Source organism: Arthrobacter sp. MP_M4 (assembly GCF_035984855.1).
Taxonomy (GTDB): Bacteria; Actinomycetota; Actinomycetes; order Actinomycetales; family Micrococcaceae; genus Arthrobacter.
Window position 1 is genome coordinate 19,895 of sequence record NZ_JAXCHX010000015.1, and the last position, 18,813, is coordinate 38,707.

The 18,813-nt window shown below is 66.5% G+C and carries 17 protein-coding genes; 10 read left to right on the plus strand and 7 right to left on the minus strand.

Annotated elements, in window-relative coordinates; all coding sequences use genetic code 11:
* Positions 1 to 62: 62 nt before the first annotated feature.
* The 3 genes from RCH15_RS12040 to RCH15_RS12050 form a co-directional block, all read right to left on the minus strand.
* Entirely contained in the window at positions 63 to 710 is a 648-nt protein-coding gene (locus tag RCH15_RS12040; protein WP_326960898.1) for an MBL fold metallo-hydrolase, read from the minus strand.
* On the minus strand, positions 707 to 1,792 hold the full coding sequence (locus RCH15_RS12045; protein WP_326960899.1) for an S-(hydroxymethyl)mycothiol dehydrogenase: 1,086 nt from the start codon (positions 1,790 to 1,792) through the stop codon (positions 707 to 709). Before RCH15_RS12045 ends, RCH15_RS12040 begins: the two co-directional genes overlap by 4 nt.
* Before the next feature lie 153 nt (positions 1,793 to 1,945).
* The gene (locus RCH15_RS12050; protein WP_024367105.1) at positions 1,946 to 2,203 is read right to left on the minus strand and encodes a mycoredoxin; all 258 of its coding nucleotides are present in this window, start codon (positions 2,201 to 2,203) and stop codon (positions 1,946 to 1,948) included.
* Between the two features lie 135 nt (positions 2,204 to 2,338).
* Between RCH15_RS12050 and RCH15_RS12055 the strand changes: the two genes are divergently transcribed.
* Positions 2,339 to 3,085, plus strand: a complete 747-nt coding sequence (locus tag RCH15_RS12055) for an SOS response-associated peptidase (protein WP_326960900.1) — start codon at positions 2,339 to 2,341, stop codon at positions 3,083 to 3,085.
* Positions 3,086 to 3,201: 116 nt separating this feature from the next.
* Positions 3,202 to 3,522, plus strand: a complete 321-nt coding sequence (locus tag RCH15_RS12060; RefSeq protein WP_326960901.1) for a chorismate mutase — start codon at positions 3,202 to 3,204, stop codon at positions 3,520 to 3,522.
* Here RCH15_RS12060 and RCH15_RS12065 read toward each other — a convergent pair.
* On the minus strand, positions 3,519 to 3,905 hold the full coding sequence (locus RCH15_RS12065; protein ID WP_326960902.1) for a hypothetical protein: 387 nt from the start codon (positions 3,903 to 3,905) through the stop codon (positions 3,519 to 3,521). The genes RCH15_RS12060 and RCH15_RS12065 overlap by 4 nt on opposite strands.
* A 154-nt stretch (positions 3,906 to 4,059) precedes the next feature.
* On the opposite strand from RCH15_RS12065, the gene RCH15_RS12070 reads away from it, so the two are divergent.
* The 6 genes from RCH15_RS12070 to pdxS all read left to right on the plus strand — a co-directional run bounded on the left by RCH15_RS12070 (position 4,060) and on the right by pdxS (position 12,370).
* A complete protein-coding gene (locus RCH15_RS12070; RefSeq protein WP_326960903.1) occupies positions 4,060 to 4,392 on the plus strand; it encodes a DUF6504 family protein in 333 nt (110 codons plus the stop codon).
* Positions 4,389 to 7,889, plus strand: a complete 3,501-nt coding sequence (locus tag RCH15_RS12075; protein WP_326960904.1) for a DNA polymerase III subunit alpha — start codon at positions 4,389 to 4,391, stop codon at positions 7,887 to 7,889. The genes RCH15_RS12070 and RCH15_RS12075 overlap by 4 nt, the downstream gene beginning before the upstream one ends.
* A gap of 107 nt (positions 7,890 to 7,996) precedes the next feature.
* Positions 7,997 to 10,003, plus strand: a complete 2,007-nt coding sequence (gene thrS, locus RCH15_RS12080; RefSeq protein WP_326960905.1) for a threonine--tRNA ligase — start codon at positions 7,997 to 7,999, stop codon at positions 10,001 to 10,003.
* 20 nt (positions 10,004 to 10,023) lie between these two features.
* Positions 10,024 to 10,644, plus strand: coding sequence for an HIT family protein (locus RCH15_RS12085; RefSeq protein ID WP_326960906.1), 621 nt, complete (start codon positions 10,024 to 10,026; stop codon positions 10,642 to 10,644).
* Positions 10,634 to 11,272: a phosphatidylinositol phosphate synthase gene (gene pgsA, locus RCH15_RS12090; protein ID WP_326960907.1), complete on the plus strand. Its 639-nt coding sequence runs from the start codon at positions 10,634 to 10,636 to the stop codon at positions 11,270 to 11,272. Before RCH15_RS12085 ends, pgsA begins: the two co-directional genes overlap by 11 nt.
* Positions 11,273 to 11,443: 171 nt before the next feature.
* Positions 11,444 to 12,370 (plus strand): pyridoxal 5'-phosphate synthase lyase subunit PdxS, encoded by a 927-nt coding sequence (gene pdxS, locus RCH15_RS12095; RefSeq protein ID WP_326960908.1) that lies wholly within the window; start codon positions 11,444 to 11,446, stop codon positions 12,368 to 12,370.
* Positions 12,371 to 12,574: 204 nt separating this feature from the next.
* On the opposite strand, the gene RCH15_RS12100 is transcribed toward pdxS, so the two are convergent.
* A complete protein-coding gene (locus RCH15_RS12100; protein WP_326960909.1) occupies positions 12,575 to 14,587 on the minus strand; it encodes a M3 family metallopeptidase in 2,013 nt (670 codons plus the stop codon).
* An 82-nt stretch (positions 14,588 to 14,669) separates the two neighbouring features.
* Between RCH15_RS12100 and RCH15_RS12105 the strand changes: the two genes are divergently transcribed.
* Both RCH15_RS12105 and RCH15_RS12110 read left to right on the plus strand, forming a co-directional pair.
* Entirely contained in the window at positions 14,670 to 15,995 is a 1,326-nt protein-coding gene (locus RCH15_RS12105) for a CapA family protein (RefSeq protein ID WP_326960910.1), read from the plus strand.
* Between the two features lie 29 nt (positions 15,996 to 16,024).
* Positions 16,025 to 16,861, plus strand: coding sequence for an alpha/beta fold hydrolase (locus tag RCH15_RS12110; protein WP_326960911.1), 837 nt, complete (start codon positions 16,025 to 16,027; stop codon positions 16,859 to 16,861).
* Positions 16,862 to 16,873: 12 nt separating this feature from the next.
* On the opposite strand, the gene RCH15_RS12115 is transcribed toward RCH15_RS12110, so the two are convergent.
* Positions 16,874 to 17,710: a class I SAM-dependent methyltransferase gene (locus RCH15_RS12115; protein ID WP_326960912.1), complete on the minus strand. Its 837-nt coding sequence runs from the start codon at positions 17,708 to 17,710 to the stop codon at positions 16,874 to 16,876.
* Entirely contained in the window at positions 17,707 to 18,807 is a 1,101-nt protein-coding gene (locus tag RCH15_RS12120) for a glycosyltransferase family 4 protein (RefSeq protein ID WP_326960913.1), read from the minus strand. The genes RCH15_RS12115 and RCH15_RS12120 overlap by 4 nt, the downstream gene beginning before the upstream one ends.
* Positions 18,808 to 18,813: the final 6 nt, after the last annotated feature.

Consider the following 18,813-nt stretch of genomic DNA (forward strand, 5'->3'; position numbering starts at 1 on the left):
AACGGACCTCGCAGCAGGGGCCGTTTTCGTCGCTCACCACGGCCCCTGCTGCGTCTGGAGCCCTAGTGGCCCCGGGTGATCCATTCCCCGAGGTGCGGCGCCTCGGCGCCAACCGTCGTCGGATCCCCGTGCCCGGTCCGCACCACGGTGTCCGCCGGCAGAGTCAGCAGCCGGCCCTTGATGGACTCGATGATGGTGGGGAAGTCGCTATAGGACCTGCCGGTGGCCCCCGGCCCGCCCTGAAAGAGGGTGTCGCCGCTAAAGACGGTGCCCTCGCTCTCCAGCAGGAAGCACATGGACCCGGGGGAATGGCCGGGTGTGTGCAAAGCCACGAGCCGCACGCCTGCCACGTCGAAGCTGTCACCGTCCCCGATTGCATGGTCCGGTTCGGTTCCGGGGAACACGGCCTCCCAAAGCATCCAGTCCGCCCGGTTGAGGTACACCGGGGCGTTGACGCGGCCGCGGAACCCGCCGACGGCGGCGATGTGGTCATCGTGGCCGTGGGTCAGCAGGATCGCGGTGACCTTTCGGCCCGAGACGGCGGTCTCGACGGCGGCGGCGTCGTGCGCCGGGTCGATCACGATGCACTCCGCATCGTCGCCCACGATCCAGACGTTGTTCTCGACGTCCCACGTGCCGCCGTCGAGCGAGAAGGTGCCCGAGGTGACCAGCCGGTCGATCCGGAGCCCGCCGGCAGAGCCGGCGCTCACAGTTCCACCACGGAACGGAGTACCGAACCGGAGTGCATCTTCTCGAACGCTTCCTCGATCTGGTCGATGGTGATCCGTTCCGTCACGAACGCATCCAGGTTCAGCTTGCCCTGCTGGTACAGGTCGATCAGCATGGGGAAGTCGCGCGAGGGCAGGCAGTCGCCGTACCAGGAGGACTTCAGCGAACCGCCCCGGCCAAAGATGTCCAGCAGCGGCAGTTCCAGGGTCATCTCGGGGCTGGGCACGCCCACGAGGACCACGGTGCCGGCGAGGTCGCGGGCGTAGAACGCCTGCTTGTAGGTCTCCGGACGTCCGACGGCGTCAATCACTACATCGGCGCCGAAACCGCCGGTCAGGTCGCGGATTGCCTCGACGGGGTCGACGCCGGAGGAATCCACGGTGTGGGTGGCGCCGAGTTCTTTGGCACGATCGAGCTTCTTCGGGTCGATGTCGACGGCGATCACGGTGGTGGCCCCGGCGAGCGCGGCGCCGGCAACGGCGGCCACGCCGACACCACCGCAGCCGATGACGGCAACGGTGTCGCCGCGCTGGACGTTTCCGGTGTTGATTGCCGCGCCGATTCCTGCCATGACGCCGCAGCCGAGCAGCCCGATGGCGGCCGGGTCGGCTTCGGGGTCCACCTTGGTGCACTGACCGGCTGCGACGAGGGTCTTTTCGGCGAACGCGCCGATACCCAGCGCAGCGGTGAGCTCGGTGCCGTCTTCTAGGGTCATCTTCTGGGTGGCGTTGTGGGTGTTGAAGCAATACTGCGGCTCGCCGCGGCGGCAGGCCCGGCATTCTCCGCAGACGGCGCGCCAGTTGAGCACCACCCGGTCGCCGGGGGCAACCTCAGTGACGTCGGGACCCACGGCGCTGACGACGCCGGTGGCCTCATGGCCGAGCAGGAACGGGAAGTCGTCGTTGATCGCCCCCTGCTTGTAATGCAGGTCGGTGTGGCAAACGCCGCAGGTCAGGATGTCGACGAGGGCCTCGCCCGGTCCGGGATCCGGGACCAGGATGGTCTCCAGAGTGACGGGGGCCCCCTTGGAACGGGCTATGACGCCTTTGACTTTATGGACCATGGAATAGCTCCTCTGCTTGTACTGCGGGTGTAGTCGCAAGCCCATTGTCGCAAGGCTTTGGCCGCGCAACGAGTGTGGCGCAACACGAGACGGCGCGGCCTTGGAGGCCACGCCGTCGTTGTTATCGGTTTATCCGGGTGGAAGGGACGGCCTTCAGGCCGCCAGGCGGCTCTTGACTTCGGCCGCGGAGGGGTTCGTGGCGGCGGTGCCGTCCGGGAACAGCACGGTGGGGACGGTCCGGTTGCCTCCGTTGAGCTTCTCCACGAGGTCCGCCGTGCCTTCGACTTCTTCGATGTTGATCTCGGTGTAGCCGATGCCCTGGGCGTCCAATTGCTTCTTCAGGCGGTTGCAGTAACCGCACCAAGTGGTCGAAAACATGGTGATGGTGCCGGATTCGGGGGTGAAGTCCACGAAGTTCTCCTCAAAGCTGGTTGACGGCGCTGGGTGGCAGCGCCCGTAGCCGACGTAAGTCGGGCGCCACCGTCAATAACCGTAACCCTCAGCCCGCTATTCCCGCGCAGCGTCGCACGGTGGCATGCTGGTGCCATGTGTGGACGCTACGTGATGGCCCGGGCCGTCGGAGACCTGCTGGCCGAGTTCGACGCCGGAGTAGAGGACGAGGTGGCCCTACCGCCGTCGTGGAACGTAGCCCCGACGGCAGACGTTCCGATTCTGCTCGAACGCCTGGTGGACGGCGAACCGGTCCGGCAGCTGCACGTTGCGCGCTGGGGGCTCGTGCCGTCCTGGGCCAAGGACCCCAGGATCGGGTCGAAAATGATCAACGCGCGCAGCGAGAGCGTGCTGGAGAAGCCGGCCTTCCGGAAAGCCACCCGCGCCCGGCGCTGCGCCGTTCCGGCTGACGGGTACTACGAATGGAAGGGCGAGGGCCGCGGCAAACAGCCCTACTATGTGCACCCGAAGGACGGCCATCCGATTGCCTTTGCCGGGCTTTATGAATGGTGGAAGGACCCCTCCAAGACCGAGGATGACCCGGAGCGCTGGCTACTCTCGACCTCGATCATCACCACCGACTCCCCGCCGGAGGGCTACGCCGGCGGAATGCTGGCTGAGCTCACCGCCTTGCACGACCGCGTACCGCTGCCGATGGACCGGGAAACCCTGCAGGCGTGGCTGGACCCCCAGGCCGAGGACGCGGCCGGACTGGTCGACCTGGTCCGCGCCGGCGCCCACGACGTCGCGGAGGGCTGGCGAATCGACGCGGTGGGCACCGCCGTCGGGAATGTGAAAAATGATTCCCCGGAACTGATCAGGCCGGTAGGGAGCCTCTTCTAGCGGAGCACTGCGTTCGTTCCCGCGGAGCACCGCGCCGTGGAAGCCCCCGACGCTGCTGCAGACATCCAAAGAAAATAAGTCGACTCGCAGCTCTTTCTTTGGATACTGTCGTGGACATGCCCACAAATCACCAGGACGACAAAGCTGCCAAGGCCGACCGGGAGCAGCTCGCCGCCGTGCGTGTGGCGGTTGACGAGGTGGACGAGCAAATTGTGTCCCTGATTGGCCGCCGCGAGCGCTTGATCAGGATCGCCGGAACGCTCAAGTCCGACAGCGCAGAGGTTCGGGCCCCCGGCCGGGTGGAGCGGGTTATCGAGCACGTCCGCGCCACCGCGGAGAAGAAGGACATCGACGTCGACCTCGTGGAGAAGACCTACCGGGCCATGGTCGATGCCTTCATCACCCTTGAATTGGAAGTGTACAAAGCCAGTTCCTAGAGAGCTTCCTTCACCGGGACGTTTGCCTGGAAATCGCGGCCGTCACAGTCGCTGAATGCGGTCATGAGGTGGCCCTTGCCCAGGCCCATGACAGTGCTGAGGGGAAAATACCCGGTAATGGTGTTTCCGGAGTGCTCCACGCCTTTGAGGTCAAAGTTCTCCTCCGTTCCGTCGTGGCTGAAGCAGTAGAAGGACACCGCCTCCCCGTTCATGAACTCGATTCCCATGCGTCGCTGGTGGGAATGGTCAGGGGTTGCTGCCACCAACCCCACCACGTAGGCGCCCTGGCCGGGGATGTTCCCCTCGATATCGAACGTCGCCACCAAGGACGAGTCCTCGGCGGCGATGCTTACGTGCTTCAGGAGTGCGTTGTGGGAGCTCATGGCTCAATCCTGCTACCTGGCCTTGCGTCCGTCCACCCCTGATCTAGGTTTTGCGGCGGCACCGTCGTAGACTGACGTTGTTCGAATATATATTCGAATATTGCCGCTTACTTAGATGCAGCTGGCTTTTCAAGGGTGTGGTCCGGGAGGCGCGATGGGCATGTTCAGTGAGTCGGTGGACGTTGCCTGCACCCCCGCAGGCCAGCCCCTGCGGCTCGCCTGGAACGGCAGGGACTACACCGTCTGCGCCGAACCGGTCCGCTGGTATGAGCGCCGCCAATGGTGGGCGGAAGAACAGCGCGCACCCCTGGGAAGCGGGCCGGGACTGGTTGACCATGAGATCTGGCGGGTGCAGGTACGCCCTGCCGCTTCAAGGGACACGGAAAGCCTCACCCTTGACCTGTCCCGGCATGTGGGCAGCGGACGCTGGCGCCTGGTGCGGATCCATGACGCCCTGCTTTCCTTCCGGAAGCCCGAATCGGCGTGAGCTTCACCCATCTTCATGTTTCCACCGCCTTCAGCGCCCACTACGGAGTGTCGTGGCCCGAGGAGCTGGCAGCCGCCGCCGCGGCGGACGGGGCGACAGCACTTGCCTGCACGGACCGGGACGGTCTCTACGGAACCATCAAGCACCTGAAGGCCTGCATGGCAGCGGGTCTGGACCCGATTGTCGGGGTGGACCTGGCAGTCTTTGACGACGACGGCGACCACCGCACCCAGGTGGGCGGGCGCGTCGTGGTGCTGGCCCATGGGCACAACAACGGCGCCGGCTACCGGGCACTGTGCCGGCTGATCTCCGACGCGCATGCCCGCACCACGGGTAAAGCCGGGGGAGCCGTGCCCGTGGCCGTGACACGCGCCGAACTGGCTTCCCGCACCCTGCACCCGGAATCCCTCCAGCCGGTGCTGACGGTGCTGATCGGCCCCGACTCCGACGTCGGGCGCTCCATGGGCGGCAGGCGCTACCTGCGCCCCCGCACCCTTTTCAAACGCTGGCTCGATGCCATGCCGCCGGGAACGATTTCCGCGGAGGTGGTCAGCCAGCTCAGCCCGCCGGGGGAGCCGCTCAGCACCGCCCATGCGGTACGGATGCTTAAACTCGCCGCCGAACACAACGTTCCCGCCGTTCTGAGCAACGCCGTGCGGTATGTCGCCGAGGACGGGGCAGCAACCGCTGACGTCTTGGACTCCGCCCGCACCCTGAAATCGCTCCCCGAACTTAACGCCGCCCCGCTGCTCCAGCCGAACGGGCAGGGCTGGCTTAAATCCTCGGCGCAGATGCTCCAGCTGGGCAAGGAGGTCATGCACGCCGCCGGATACGGCGCCGCGGATCTCAAACACCTCATGGCGCAAACCGCGGCGCTCGCGGACCGCTGCCGAATGGACCCGGTAGCGGACATGGGATGGAAACAACCGGTGGTCCCGGAAGCCGCCGTCATCGGTATCACCGGGGATCCCCTCGCCGAACTCACCCAGCGCTGCGACGCCGGCATCAGCAGGCGGTTCCCGGGGATCACCGGCAAACCTGCCGAGGAACTGCGCGGGCGGCTGGACCACGAACTGCGGATCATCGACAGCCTGGGCTTCGCCGCCTACTTCCTGACCGTGGCCGAAGTCTCCCGGATGATCCAGGACATGGGGGTCCGCGCCGCGGCCCGGGGGTCGGGGGCCTCGAGCCTGGTCAACTACCTGATCGACGTCAGCCAGGTGAACCCGCTGCAGCACGACCTCATTTTCGAACGGTTCCTCTCCCGCGACCGTGCCACGCTGCCGGACATCGACATCGACGTCGAAAGCGCCGAACGGCACAACGTGTACCGGAAGATTTTTGAGCGCTTCGGCTCCGAACGCGTCACGCTCATGAGCATGCAGAACGGCTACCGCGCTCGCGGTGCCGTGCGCGACGCCGGCCTGGCCCTGGGCATGGAGGAAGGCGAGATCGGGGATATCGCCAAACAGCTGTGGCGTTTCTCGGCCCGGAACTTCCGTGAAGCACTCGAGGAGAAGCCCGAACTGAAGGAATTCGCCGGCCGGGTGGAGCAGCGGGACTTCGCCGAAAACCAGCAGCTGGATCTGCTGGTGGACCTCACCGAACGCCTGGACCGGCTGCCGCGCCATATCTCGATGCATCCCTGCGGAGTGATCCTGGGGGATGCCACCTTGCTGGACCGTACGCCCGTCCAACCCAGCGGCGTGGGCCTGCCGATGAGCCAGTTCGACAAACACGACATGGACCCGATGGGCATGCTCAAACTCGATGTCCTGGGTGTCCGGATGCAAAGCGCCATGGCCTTCGCGGTCCGTGAGGTGATCCGGCTGCATCCCTCCAAAGCCCAGGTAGTGGCTGCCGGAGCCCACCCGGCAGGACCGGACGGCACAGGACCTGACTACATCGCCGAGGACGGACAGATAGACCTCAACGCCGTGCCCCTCGACGACGAACCCACATATGAGCTGATCCGGAGCACCCACACCCTGGGCTGCTTCCAGATCGAATCCCCCGGGCAGCGGGAGCTGATTGGCAAACTGGCGCCCCGGGAATTCAACGACCTCATCATCGATATCTCGCTGTTCCGGCCCGGCCCGATGAAGTCAGACATGGTCCGGCCCTTCCTGGAACACCGGCACGGCTTTGCCCCCGAGGTTTATCCGCACCCGGACCTCAAACCCGTGCTGGAGGAGACGCACGGTGTCACTGTCTTCCATGAGCAGATCCTCAAGACCTTCCACGTGATGACCCATTGCGGGCTGGCGCGGGCCGATGAATTCCGCCGGGCCCTCGGCAACGACAAGCTTGAAGGCCAGGTGGAGGAGTTTTTCCGGAAGGAAGCCAGGTCACGGGGATACAGCCCGGCAGTGGTGGATAAAGTCTGGGGAACGCTGAAGGCCTTCGGCAGCTTCGGATTCTGCAAAGCCCACGGCGCCGCCTTTGCCGTGCCCACCTACCAGTCAGCGTGGCTCAAGACCCACCATCCGGAGGCTTTCCTCGCCGGCCTGTGGGAACACGACCCCGGGATGTATCCCAAGCGGCTCCTGGTCGCTGAGGCCCGGCGGCTCGGCATCCCCATCCTGCCCCTGGACATCAACCGCAGCCATGGCGAATACCGGGTGGAACGGGTGGACACCGGCCCGGACCGCGGAAAACTGGGGATCCGGTTAAGCCTGAACGGCATTTACGGGCTCTCCGCTGCGGAGCTGAAACGGATCGTGGCGGGACAGCCCTTTGACTCGCTGGCAGACCTGCGGGCCAGGTCCCGGCTGAGCAAACCCAGTATCCAGCGGCTGGCGCAGCTCGGGGCCTTCGATTCCCTGCACCGGGCCTCCGGTGTAACCGCCAACCGTGCCGACCTGGTCCATCACCTGCAAACCCTGCAGAGCCGACCGCAGCGCAAGGGCATCGATGTGATCGAGGGGCAGTTGTCGCTGCCGCTGGGGGATGTGGAGCTCAAGAATCTCAAGGGCGGGCTGCCTGCACCCACGCTGGTCGATACGGTCCGCGCAGAGCTGGACTTGATGGCCGTGGATGTCAGCGACCACCTCATGGCCAGTCACAAGCCTTTGCTGGACCGGCTCGGCGTCACCACCGCGGACAAGTTGTTGAAATTGCGCAACGGCACCGAAGTGCTGGTCGCAGGCGTCAGGGTGGCCACCCAGACTCCGCCTATGCGCGGAGGCCGCCGCGTGGTGTTCATCAGCATCGACGACGGCACGGGCTGTGTTGACTCGGTCTTCTTCCATGAGGCCCAGGAACAGGCCGGTCCGTTGCTGTTCAGCACCCGGCTGCTGCTGATCCGGGGCACCACCCGCCGGACCGGCCCGCGGGGGATCAGCATCAGCGCCACCATGGCCTGGGATCTGAGCCGCACCGATACCCTGCCGTTCCCGGTACCGGCCTCAGGAACCCCGGCCCACCAGGAACCTCAGCCGCCCGGAGCGTTGGACGGGATCAGGCGAAACCTCGCCATTACCGGGTTTGGTGGCTGAGCGGCGCGTTGGTTGGCCACTTCAGAAACCGATAGCATGGACGAGGCTGGCTGTGGTCCCCGTACGCCACAAGCTACGAAGCCTAAAACTTTGAATAGGAGACACCCGTGTCAGATGCCCAGCAGATCACCCTTCTCGTCGATGGCGAAGAGACCAAGGTGGCTACCGGGACCACCGGCGCGGAACTCTTTTTTGAGCGCCGGGACGTCGTGGTGGCCCGCGTCAACGGAGAGCTCAAGGACCTGGACCAGCCGCTTCCTGAGGACGCCACCGTCGAGGGCGTGACCATCGACTCCCCGGACGGCCTGAACGTTTTGCGCCACTCCACCGCGCACGTCATGGCCCAGGCCGTGCAGCAACTGCGTCCCGACGCCAAGCTCGGCATCGGCCCGTACATCACCGACGGTTTCTACTTCGACTTCGATGTCGAGGAGCCGTTCACGCCTGAAGACCTGAAGGCGCTCGAAAAGATGATGCAGAAGATCATCAACCAGAACCAGAAGTTCGTCCGCCGGGTCGTCTCCGAGGACGAGGCCCGCGAGGCGATGAAGGATGAGCCGTACAAGCTCGAACTGATCGGCCTCAAGGGCGCCGGCTCCGACGCCGACGGCTCCAGTGTCGAGGTGGGCGGCGGCGAGCTAAGCATCTACGACAACGTGGAGCGCAAGGAAGGCACGGCCGTCTGGTGCGACCTGTGCCGCGGCCCGCACCTGCCCAACACCAAGCTGATCTCCAACGCCTTCGCGCTTACCCGCTCCTCCGCGGCGTACTGGCGCGGCAGTGAGAAGAACAAGCAGCTGCAGCGCATCTACGGCACCGCCTGGCCCACCAAGGAAGCACTCAAGGCCTACCAGGAGCGGATTGCCGAGGCCGAGCGCCGCGACCACCGCAAGCTTGGCGCGGAACTGGACCTGTTCTCCTTCCCGGACGAGCTGGGCTCCGGGCTGCCGGTGTTCCACCCCAAGGGCGGCATCATCCGCAAGGCGATGGAGGACTACTCCCGCCAGCGGCACGTCGACGCCGGCTACGAGTTCGTCTACACCCCGCACATCACCAAGGGCCACCTCTACGAGGTCTCCGGCCACCTGGACTGGTACCGGGAGGGCATGTTCCCCCCGATGCACATCGATGCGGAACTCAACGAGGACGGCACCGTCCGCAAGCCCGGCCAGGACTATTACCTGAAGCCGATGAACTGCCCCATGCACAACCTGATCTTCCGCTCACGCGGCCGGTCCTACCGCGAACTGCCGCTGCGACTCTTCGAGTTCGGCTCGGTCTACCGGTACGAAAAGTCCGGCGTTGTCCACGGCCTCACCCGGGTGCGCGGCATGACCCAGGACGACGCCCACATCTACTGCACCCGCGAGCAGATGAAGGACGAGCTCACCAAGACGCTCAACTTTGTGCTCGCGCTGCTCAAGGACTACGGCCTGAACGACTTCTACCTGGAGCTCTCCACCAAGGACCCGGAAAAGTCCGTGGGCTCGGACGAGATCTGGGCGGAAGCCACCCAGACCCTCGCCGAGGTCGCGGAGGAATCCGGCCTGGATCTGGTCCCGGATCCGGGCGGAGCCGCGTTCTACGGTCCGAAGATCTCGGTGCAGGCGCGCGACGCGATCGGCCGGACCTGGCAGATGTCCACCATCCAGCTCGACTTCAACCTGCCCGAGCGCTTCGAACTTGAGTTCCAGGCCGCCGACGGGACCCGCCAGCGGCCGGTCATGATCCACCGCGCCCTGTTCGGATCGATCGAACGCTTCATGGGCGTCCTGACCGAGCACTACGCCGGCGCTTTCCCGGCCTGGCTGGCCCCCGTGCAGGTGGTCGGCATTCCGGTGGCGGAGGCGTTCAACGACTACATGTTCGACGTCGTCGGCCAGCTGAAGGCCGCGGGCATCCGGGCGGAGGTGGACATCTCCTCGGACCGTTTCCCGAAGAAGATCCGCACCGCCTCCAAGGACAAGATCCCCTTCGTGCTGATTGCCGGGGGCGATGACGCCGAAGCCGGCGCCGTGTCCTTCCGCTTTCGTGACGGCAGCCAGGACAACGGCGTGCCGGTGGCCGAGGCCGTCCAGAGGATCGTCGACGCCGTCCGCAACCGGACCAGCTAGCGGACAGGACAGTACCGGGCATGCAAGAAAACCCAGGAGCCGCTCCGGAGTATCCGGGGGACGACGGCGTGAGAGACGACTTTGGCCTGGCCGGGGTGCCGGACGCCTTCCAGCGGCTGTGGACTCCGCACCGCATGGCCTACATCAAGGGCGGGCAAAACCAGTTCGACGCCGGGGACTGCCCGTTCTGCGTGGCACCGGACCGCGGGGATGACGATTCGTTGATCGTCTACCGCGGACGGACCAGCTACGTGGTGCTCAATCTCTTTCCGTACAACCCGGGCCACCTGCTGGTCTGCCCCTACCGGCACATCCCTGACTACACCGACCTGACAGTGGACGAGACAGCGGAGTTTGCCGAGCTCACCCAGACAGCCATGCGCGTGCTGCGCAAGGTCGCCAACCCCACCGGTTTCAACCTTGGCATGAACCAGGGGGTGACCGGCGGCGCTGGGATTGCGGGGCACCTGCACCAGCACGTGGTGCCGCGCTGGGGTGGCGACGGGAACTTCTTCCCGATCATCGCCCAGACCAAGGCCATCACCCAGACGCTGGGCGAGGTACGTCAGCAGGTGGCGGAAGCCTGGCCGCAGGCCAACGACGCGGGGCAGGCGACCGCCGGGGAGACGGATGCTGAATAGGCACGCACGTGGATTCTTCACCGCGCTGTTCTCGCCGCTGGCGCGGTGGCTGCTTCGGATCGGTGTCTCCCCGGACGCCGTAACCATCGTTGGAACGCTCGGCGTCGTGGTCGGCGCCCTGGTGTTCTACCCTCTGGGCCAGCTTTGGTGGGGCACCCTCTTCATCACCGCGTTCATCTTCTCCGACGTCCTCGACGGCATCATGGCGCGGATGCAGAAGACCGGCGGGCGCTGGGGAAACTTCCTGGACTCCACCCTGGACCGGGTCGCCGACGGCGCGCTGTTCGCCGGCGTCGCTGTCTGGTTCTTCACCGGAGGAGCGAATACTCCCATCGCGATCGCCGCCATCGTCTGCCTGGTGCTGGGCATGGTGGTCTCCTACGCCCGCGCCAAAGCAGAGGCCCTGGGATTCTCCGCCAATGTGGGCATCGCCGAGCGTGCCGAACGGCTGGTATCGGTCCTGGTGGTCACCGGCTTCACCGGGCTGGGCCTGCCCTCCGTGGTGCTCCTGGTGACGCTGTGCCTCCTGGCCGCCGCGAGCCTCGTGACGGTCATCCAGCGGATCATCGCGGTGCACCGCCAGTCCCTCGAGGAGCCCGAAGGCTCCGCCACGGAACAGGCCGCCTGAACGCGCAGTTTGCGGCAGGCCGCACGGGTGTAACCGGAATTCTGCCGGGCACATCGGGGGACTAGTATTAGCACTACCGGCCAATGGATCCGGTAATCCGGTGCGTGCGAAGCGGCCTTTGTGTGCCGTCCGCGTCCCGGCGAGGTCATCTATCTACCCATAGGGGTTTTTGTGTCTACACCTGATGTAAGCAGCGAAGCCGGCGCATCCGCCCAGAGCGTTACGGGCAGCAACCGCGTCAAACGCGGCATGGCGGAGATGCTCAAGGGCGGCGTCATCATGGACGTCGTCAACGTCGAGCAGGCCCTCATCGCCGAGGACGCCGGTGCCGTGGCAGTCATGGCGCTCGAACGCGTCCCCGCCGACATCCGCGCCCAGGGCGGCGTGTCCCGCATGTCCGACCCGGACATGATCGAGGCGATCATCGCTGCCGTGTCCATCCCGGTCATGGCCAAGGTCCGGATCGGGCACTTTGTCGAGGCGCAGGTCATCCAGACCCTCGGGGTGGACTACATCGACGAGTCCGAGGTCCTGACCCCGGCCGACTACGCCAACCACATCGACAAGTGGAACTTCACGATTCCCTTCGTCTGCGGTGCCACGAACCTCGGTGAGGCCCTGCGCCGCATCAACGAGGGCGCGGCGATGATCCGCTCCAAGGGTGAGGCCGGCACAGGCGATGTCTCCAACGCCACCACGCACATGCGCCAGATCCGCTCCGAGATCAAAAGGCTGGCGGGAATGGCAGAGGACGAACTCTACGTCGCCGCCAAGGAACTGCAGGCCCCGTACGAACTGGTCAAGGAAGTTGCCGCCACCGGCAAGCTCCCGGTGGTGCTGTTCACCGCCGGCGGCATCGCCACCCCGGCCGACGCCGCGATGATGATGCAGCTCGGCGCCGACGGCGTCTTCGTCGGCTCCGGTATCTTCAAGTCCGGTAACCCGGCCCAGCGGGCAGCCGCCGTCGTGAAGGCCACCACCTTCTTCGATGATCCGGAAGAGATCGCCAAGGCCTCCCGCGGCTTGGGTGAGGCCATGGTCGGCATCAACGTGGACGAAATCCCGCAGCCCCACCGCCTCGCCGAGCGCGGCTGGTAATTCGGGCCTTTGAGGGCGCCGGACGGCGCTGATCCTCTGCGTGCTATTCCCCGCGCCTTGTTGGCAGCTAAGAGGCTGCTCGGGGCGAGGGGCCCCTTTTACGCACTCTGCCGGATCACACCGCCCTTCGCCGTGTGCTCCTGATCGATCGACGACGGCGGGTTACCTTTCTGAGGTGACCCGCCGTCGTCGTTTGCTTTTTAATCAGTTAAGGCCGCGGCGTTTCAGGAGCGGTTCCAGCTCGGCGTCGCGGCCGCGGAACGCGCGGAAGGAATCCAGGGGGTCGCGGCTGTTGCCCCGGGAGAGCAGCTCGGCGCGGAAGAACTCGCCGTTGGCCCGGGTGAGTCCGCCGTTCTCCTTGAACCACTCCACCGTCTCGGCGTCGAGTACTTCGCTCCAGATGTAGGAGTAGTAGCCTGCGGCGTAACCGGCACCGGCAAAGATGTGCTGGAAGTAGCCGGTGCGGTAGCGCGGCGGGATGAGGTGGTGGGCCACCCCGGCGGCGGCCAGCGCCTTCGCCTCGAACTCAAGGACATCCGCGGGGACCTCGGTGCCGTCAAGCACGTGCCAGGCAAGGTCCAGCAGGGCCGCGCCCAGGTACTCGGTGGTCCCGAACCCTTCGCCCCACAGCTGCGCGGCGTCAAGCTTGTCCACGACCGTCTGCGGCAATGCCTCGCCGGTGGCGTGGTGTCGGGCGTAGTTGGCCAGGACTTCCGGCCACATGATCCACATTTCGTTGACCTGCGAGGGGTATTCCACGAAGTCCCGCGGCACTGACGTTCCGGCGAACCGCGGGTACGTGACGGAGGAGAACAACCCGTGGAGGGCGTGGCCAAACTCATGAAAGGTGGTGCGGAGCTCATCGAGGGTCAACAACGTGGGTTCGCCGGCGGGCGGTTTGGAGATGTTCAGGTTGTTGATCACCACCGGACGGGTGTTAAGCAGCCCGGATTGTTCCACGAGGGAGTTCATCCAGGCCCCGCCGCGCTTGGACTCCCGGGTGTAGTAATCGCCCAGGAACAGCCCGAGTTCGGTGCCGTCCGCATTGCGGACCTCCCAGACGCGGACATCGGGGTGGTAGCCGGCGAGGTCGCTGCGTTCGGAAAAGGTGACGCCGTACAGCGTGTTGGCGGCGAAAAACACGCCGTCCTTGAGCACCCGGTCCAGCTCAAAGTATGGGCGCAGTGCCTGCTCGTCCACGGCGTAGCGTTCGCGCTTGACCTTCGCGGAGTAGTAAGCCCAGTCCCAGGCTTCGAGCGGATGCCCGGCGACCCCGGCCAGGGCCTCCGCCTCGGCATCGGCGTTGCGGACCGCAGCCGGAGCGAGCCGGTTCATCATGGTCTGCACGGCCGCGAAGTCCGGGGCGGTCTGCTGGTCCACCACGAGTTCGGCGTAATTGGTGAAGCCCAGCAGGGAGGCCTTCTCGGCGCGGAGCCGCACCGTCTCCAGGACCAGGTCCCGGACATCGAGGGCGCCGCCACTGCTGCCGCGGCCGATGGAGGCCTCGTAAAGCCGCCGGCGGACCTCCCGGTTAGCCAGGGCGGCCAGGGCGGGCTGGTTGCTGGGCTGGATCAGGGTCAGCAGATACTTGCCCTCGTGCCCGGCGACGCGGGCAGCTTCCGCGGCGCTGGCGACGTCGTCGGCAGGGAGTCCCGCCAGCTCGGCGGCGTCGTCCAGGAGCAGCGCGGCGGACTTCATGGCTTCCTTCACCCGCTGGCCGAAATCCGTGCCGAGGCGGGACAGCTCGGCGTTGACGGCCCTCAGCCGGTCCTGGCCTGCGGCGTCGAGCTGTATGCCGGATTGGCGGAATTCCTTCAGGTATTCGTCCACGAGGCGCGCCGATTCGGCATCGAGCTGGTCCACGTTAATGGCTGAGAACCGTTCGAACAGACCCCGGTTGAGGTACACGGCGTCCTGGTGGGCAGAGAAGCGTGGCGACAGCGTGGTCTCGAGGTCTCGGATCGCGTCGGTGGCGTCGGCTGACACGAGAGTGAAGAACGACGCCGCGGCGCGTTGCAGAAGCTGCCCGGACCGCTCCATGGCCAAGGCCGTGTTTTCAAACGTCGCAGGTTCGGCGGTGTCCACGATGGCTTGGATTTCCTCGAGCTGACCCGCGAGGCCCGCTTCCACGGCTTCGGCATAGTGATCGTCGGTGATGTCCGCAAACGGCGGCAGACCGAAGGGCAGGGGACTAGGACTCATCAGGGGATTGGTCATGAAATAACTCTTTCATGTAATGGGAGCAGTCTCAACGGTTTACCAGGCGTGTTCGAGCCGTTGCCCCCGTAGGATGGGCGCCATGCGGACCATCACACCCCGGAGACGCGGCCGGCTGCTCACCGCAGCCGCAGCCGTGTCCCTCATGGCTTCTGTGGCCTCCTGCGGCATCGGTGTCCAGTCAGGCGGTGGCGGGGCAAGCTCCCCGGCAGCCGGCGGAAGCAGTCCCGGTTCGCCAGCGGCGGCGACGGCGGCCCCGCCACCGGGGAGCCCGCCGGGAAGCGATCCGGCCGCGTTCCCGTCGGGCACACCGTCGTCGGGCACGCCGACGCCGTCGGTCACGCCGACGCCGGGTAAGGGGCTAGCCTGCACGGCCGTCCGTTGCACCTCGGTGCTGGTCACCGGCGACATGCTGGTTAACGCCCAACTCTGGGAACAGGCGCGCGCCGACGCCCTGGCGAACGGCGCCAAAGGCCTCGATTTCGGGCCGATCCTCGAGGGCCAGCGCCCGTACATCGAGAAGAGCGACCTCGCCCTCTGCCACCTCGAAACACCCGTGGCAGGCCCCACAGGACCCTTCTCCGCGTATCCCTCGTTCAACGTTCCGCCGCAGATCATTCCGGCGGCCCAGCAGGTGGGGTACCAGGCCTGCACCACCGCGAGCAATCACACCGTGGACCGCGGCACCGCCGGTCTGGTCCGCACGCTGGATGCCCTCGACGCGGCCGGGCTGCAGCACACCGGTTCCTACCGGAGCGAGGCCGACTCGCAGGGCATCCTGATCCTGCAGACCGCCGCAGCCAGGATCGCCGTGATCGATGCGACGTACGGCCTGAATGGTCAAGTCCCCGAGGCCGCCTGGCAAGTGGACATGCTCGACCCCGACGTGATGATCGCCAAAGCGAAGAAGGCCCGCGACCTGGGCGCCGACATCGTGCTGGGCGCCCTGCACGCCGGTGAGGAGTATTCAAGTGTGCCCAACGCCGAACAGCGTACTGTCGCCCATGCCCTGGCGGACAGCGGCGAGTTCACTTTGATCTATGGCCACCACACGCACTCAGTTCTCCCCATCGAGCAGTACAAGGGAACGTGGATTGCCTACGGCCTGGGCAACGCCATCACCGAACTCTCGCCGAACTATGCGGTGAACAATGAGGGCCTCCTGGTCCGGGCGCAGTTCAGCCAGGATGCTGCCGGTAAATGGACCGCCTCCGATCTTGCGTGGGCGCCGTCGGTGATGGTCCGTGGACCTTACCGCTGGTGCTCTGCCGCCTCCGACGCCCCGCAAGGATCCTGCAATGGTGCTGCGGCGGACGCGGCCACCCACCGGCGGACCCAGACCGTCGTCGAATCGATGGGAGCAGCGGCTGCCGGTGCCCACGAACTGCTCATCAGCAAGGAACCCTAGGACCCGGCGGAACGGAACAGGAGGCTTTCGTGGGCAGAACAGCGGTGGCGGGCAAGGGAACCCGGAACGGAACCTTTTCCAACGGGATGGAATATCTGAGCCTGGGCAGCGGGATGAAGACCCTCCTCTTCATCCCGGGCGGGCCGGGCAGCACCGTGCCGCAGGGGATCCTGCGCCGGGCCATCCGCCGGCAGTTTGAGCCTCTTTGTTCGGCCGGATACACGGTCTGGATCGTCACCCGCCGCCGGGGCATGCCACCGGAGCACACAGTCGCGGACATGGCGGACGATTACGCAGAGCTTATCGCCGGGGAGTTCGGCGGGCGCGTGGACATTGTCGTGGCGGAGTCATTCGGCGGAATGATCGCCCAGTACCTGGCGGCGCGGCACCCCGACTCGTTCGGCCACCTGGCCATGGTGGTGGCCGCTGCGGAGTTGAGCGACTGGGGCAAGGACGTGGATTCGCGGATGGCGCAGGCCCTGGCCACGGGAGATACGGGCCGTGCGGGAACTGTCCTCGCCGAATACCTGCTTCCGGGCCGGGGCATGATGTGGCTCCGGCGCCTCATGGGACCGGCTATCAGGCGCTGGCTCCTCAGCGGACGGGACTATCCCTCCCAGGATGTCCTCACCGAGGTCCAGGGCGAAGTGTCCTTCGACTCCCGGGACGTCCTGCCGTTGATCCGGCGGCCAGTGCTGCTGATCTGCGGCGGGTCGGACCAGTTCTTTCCCCGCGAAATTGCCCGGGAAACAGCCGGGCTCATTCCGGACTGCACCCTCATCTGGTACGAGGGCAAGGGCCATGTCCGGGCAGCCTCAAGCAGCCGCATAGCCCGGGACGTCCTCGCGTTCATAGGTCCTGGCTGAACGGCGCTAAGGCTAGGGCGTGGCGAAAATGTCGGTGTGGCCGATCATGGCCTGGCCCGGCTCCCGGCGGGCGGCCAGCCAGCCGTCGGCTTCTTCCGGTGTCAGCTCCTGTGTCTCCACAGCGGCTGCGGCGATGCCGGTGGCGAGTTCGTGCCGGAGATCCGGATCGTCCGGTCCGAGCAGCCAGGGCGAGCCGGCGGTGTGCACGGCGTAACCGCGCGCCTCGAGCAGCCCGGACAGCACAGCCGCGGCGCGCGGGCCGGTAGCAGGACCGAAGCCTTTGTCCCACTGCTGGTGGCCGTTGAACGCGCGAAGCACACGCCCGTCCTGCTGGTGGGGTGGCTGCCATTCCTGCCGGCCGTCGTAGCTCAGGACAGTGTAGAGCGGCAGCCCGGCCGCGCCGAGGGCGGCCGTGAACAGCTCCAGCCACGGCTCCGAAACCAGGTCGAACAGTGCCGCGGCCGTGACCAGATCAGGCGCCGGCGTCAGCATTTGCGCCAGCTCACGGGTGAGGTCAGCCTCGACGAAGCTCACGTTGACGTGCTTATGGTCCTTGCGCAGCCGGAGGAGGGTGCCCTCGGTCCGGCTCTCGTCAGCCCACTCGACCAGGCGGTGCCGGGCCAAAGCCAGCAGCTGCGCGTCGTAGTCCACCAGCCGCCAGGACTGGTGGTCCGGCAGGAACTTCGCGGTGCCCCGCAGATTGGACCCGGAACCGCAGCCCAGATCCACCACGCTGACGTGAGTGCATGCCGCGAAGTGGGCAGCCATCCGCTGTTCCAGATTCGCGTCCCGGGCCTGGTGGTCGGCCGGTTCGCGCAGAGCCAGCCACTCCGGGCTGAAGCCGCTCATGCCGCGTGCTCCGGGAGCAATCGGGCTACGGCGCGCACGGCGTCAGCGACCCTGCCGGCGGTGTCGGACCAGGCCGGAAGAGTCCGCCCTGCCGTCCAGGACCGCTCCCCAAGGCCGGCGAGTTGCTGCGGACTGGTCAAAAGCTGACGGACGGCGGTGCCGAGGGCGAGCGGGTCACCGGGCGGAACCTTGACGGCCGCTTCGTCCGGCACGGTCTCGGCGGCGGCTCCGCCGGTGGTGCAGATAATCGGCAGGCCGTGGGACATGGCCTCGGCCAATGCCATGCCGTAGCCCTCATAGAGGGAGGGCATCAGGAAGAGGTCGCTGGAATGGTAGGCGGCGTCGAGCTCATCTGCCGTCAGGACACCGGCAAAAGTGACCCGCCCGGCAAGGCCGTGGGTCCCGACGAGGGCTGCTACGCGGGTGTGCTCGACCGGGTCCCGGTGCGTCTCACCGGCGATGGTGAGGTGCCAGTCCAGATCAGTCAGCTGGGAAAGTGCCACAGCAAGGACGCCATAGGCCTTGCGCGGGGAGACTGATCCGACGCAGAACAGTTCCGCCCCGCGTGTGCGGCCGGAACCTTCAGCGCGGCGCGCTGGCAGCGTCCCCGGACGGGCGACCGTGATCTTTCCGGCCGGGACGCCGTAGTCGCGGGTCAGCGTCCGGGCTGTCATCGCGCTGGTGGCAATCACGTGCGCTGCCCATGCCAGGGCGTGGCGCTCGGTTGTCTCAAGCAACCGGCGTTCGTCCTCCTGGAGCCCGGATTCCAGTGCCAGCGGGTGGTGGACGAGGGCCACGATCCGATGGCCGGTCCCCTGTCCCAACCTCTCGAGCAGCGTATCCGGGAACGCACCGAACGCCAGACCGTCCACCAGGACGGTGGCCCGGTGGTGAAGCGACCCGAGGAGGCCACTGGTGCGTTCAACGTCAGCTGCCGTGGGAGTCGGCCACGAGCCCGGGAGCTGAAGGTGCTGCACCCGGATGCCGGAGCCAGGCAGGTGCGCCAGGAGGCTGCGATCGTAGGCGTAGCCGCCGGTGGGCGCTGAGAGGTCGCCCGGGATGGCGAAAACCAGTTCCGGATCTGGATCGGCAACCAAGGCGGA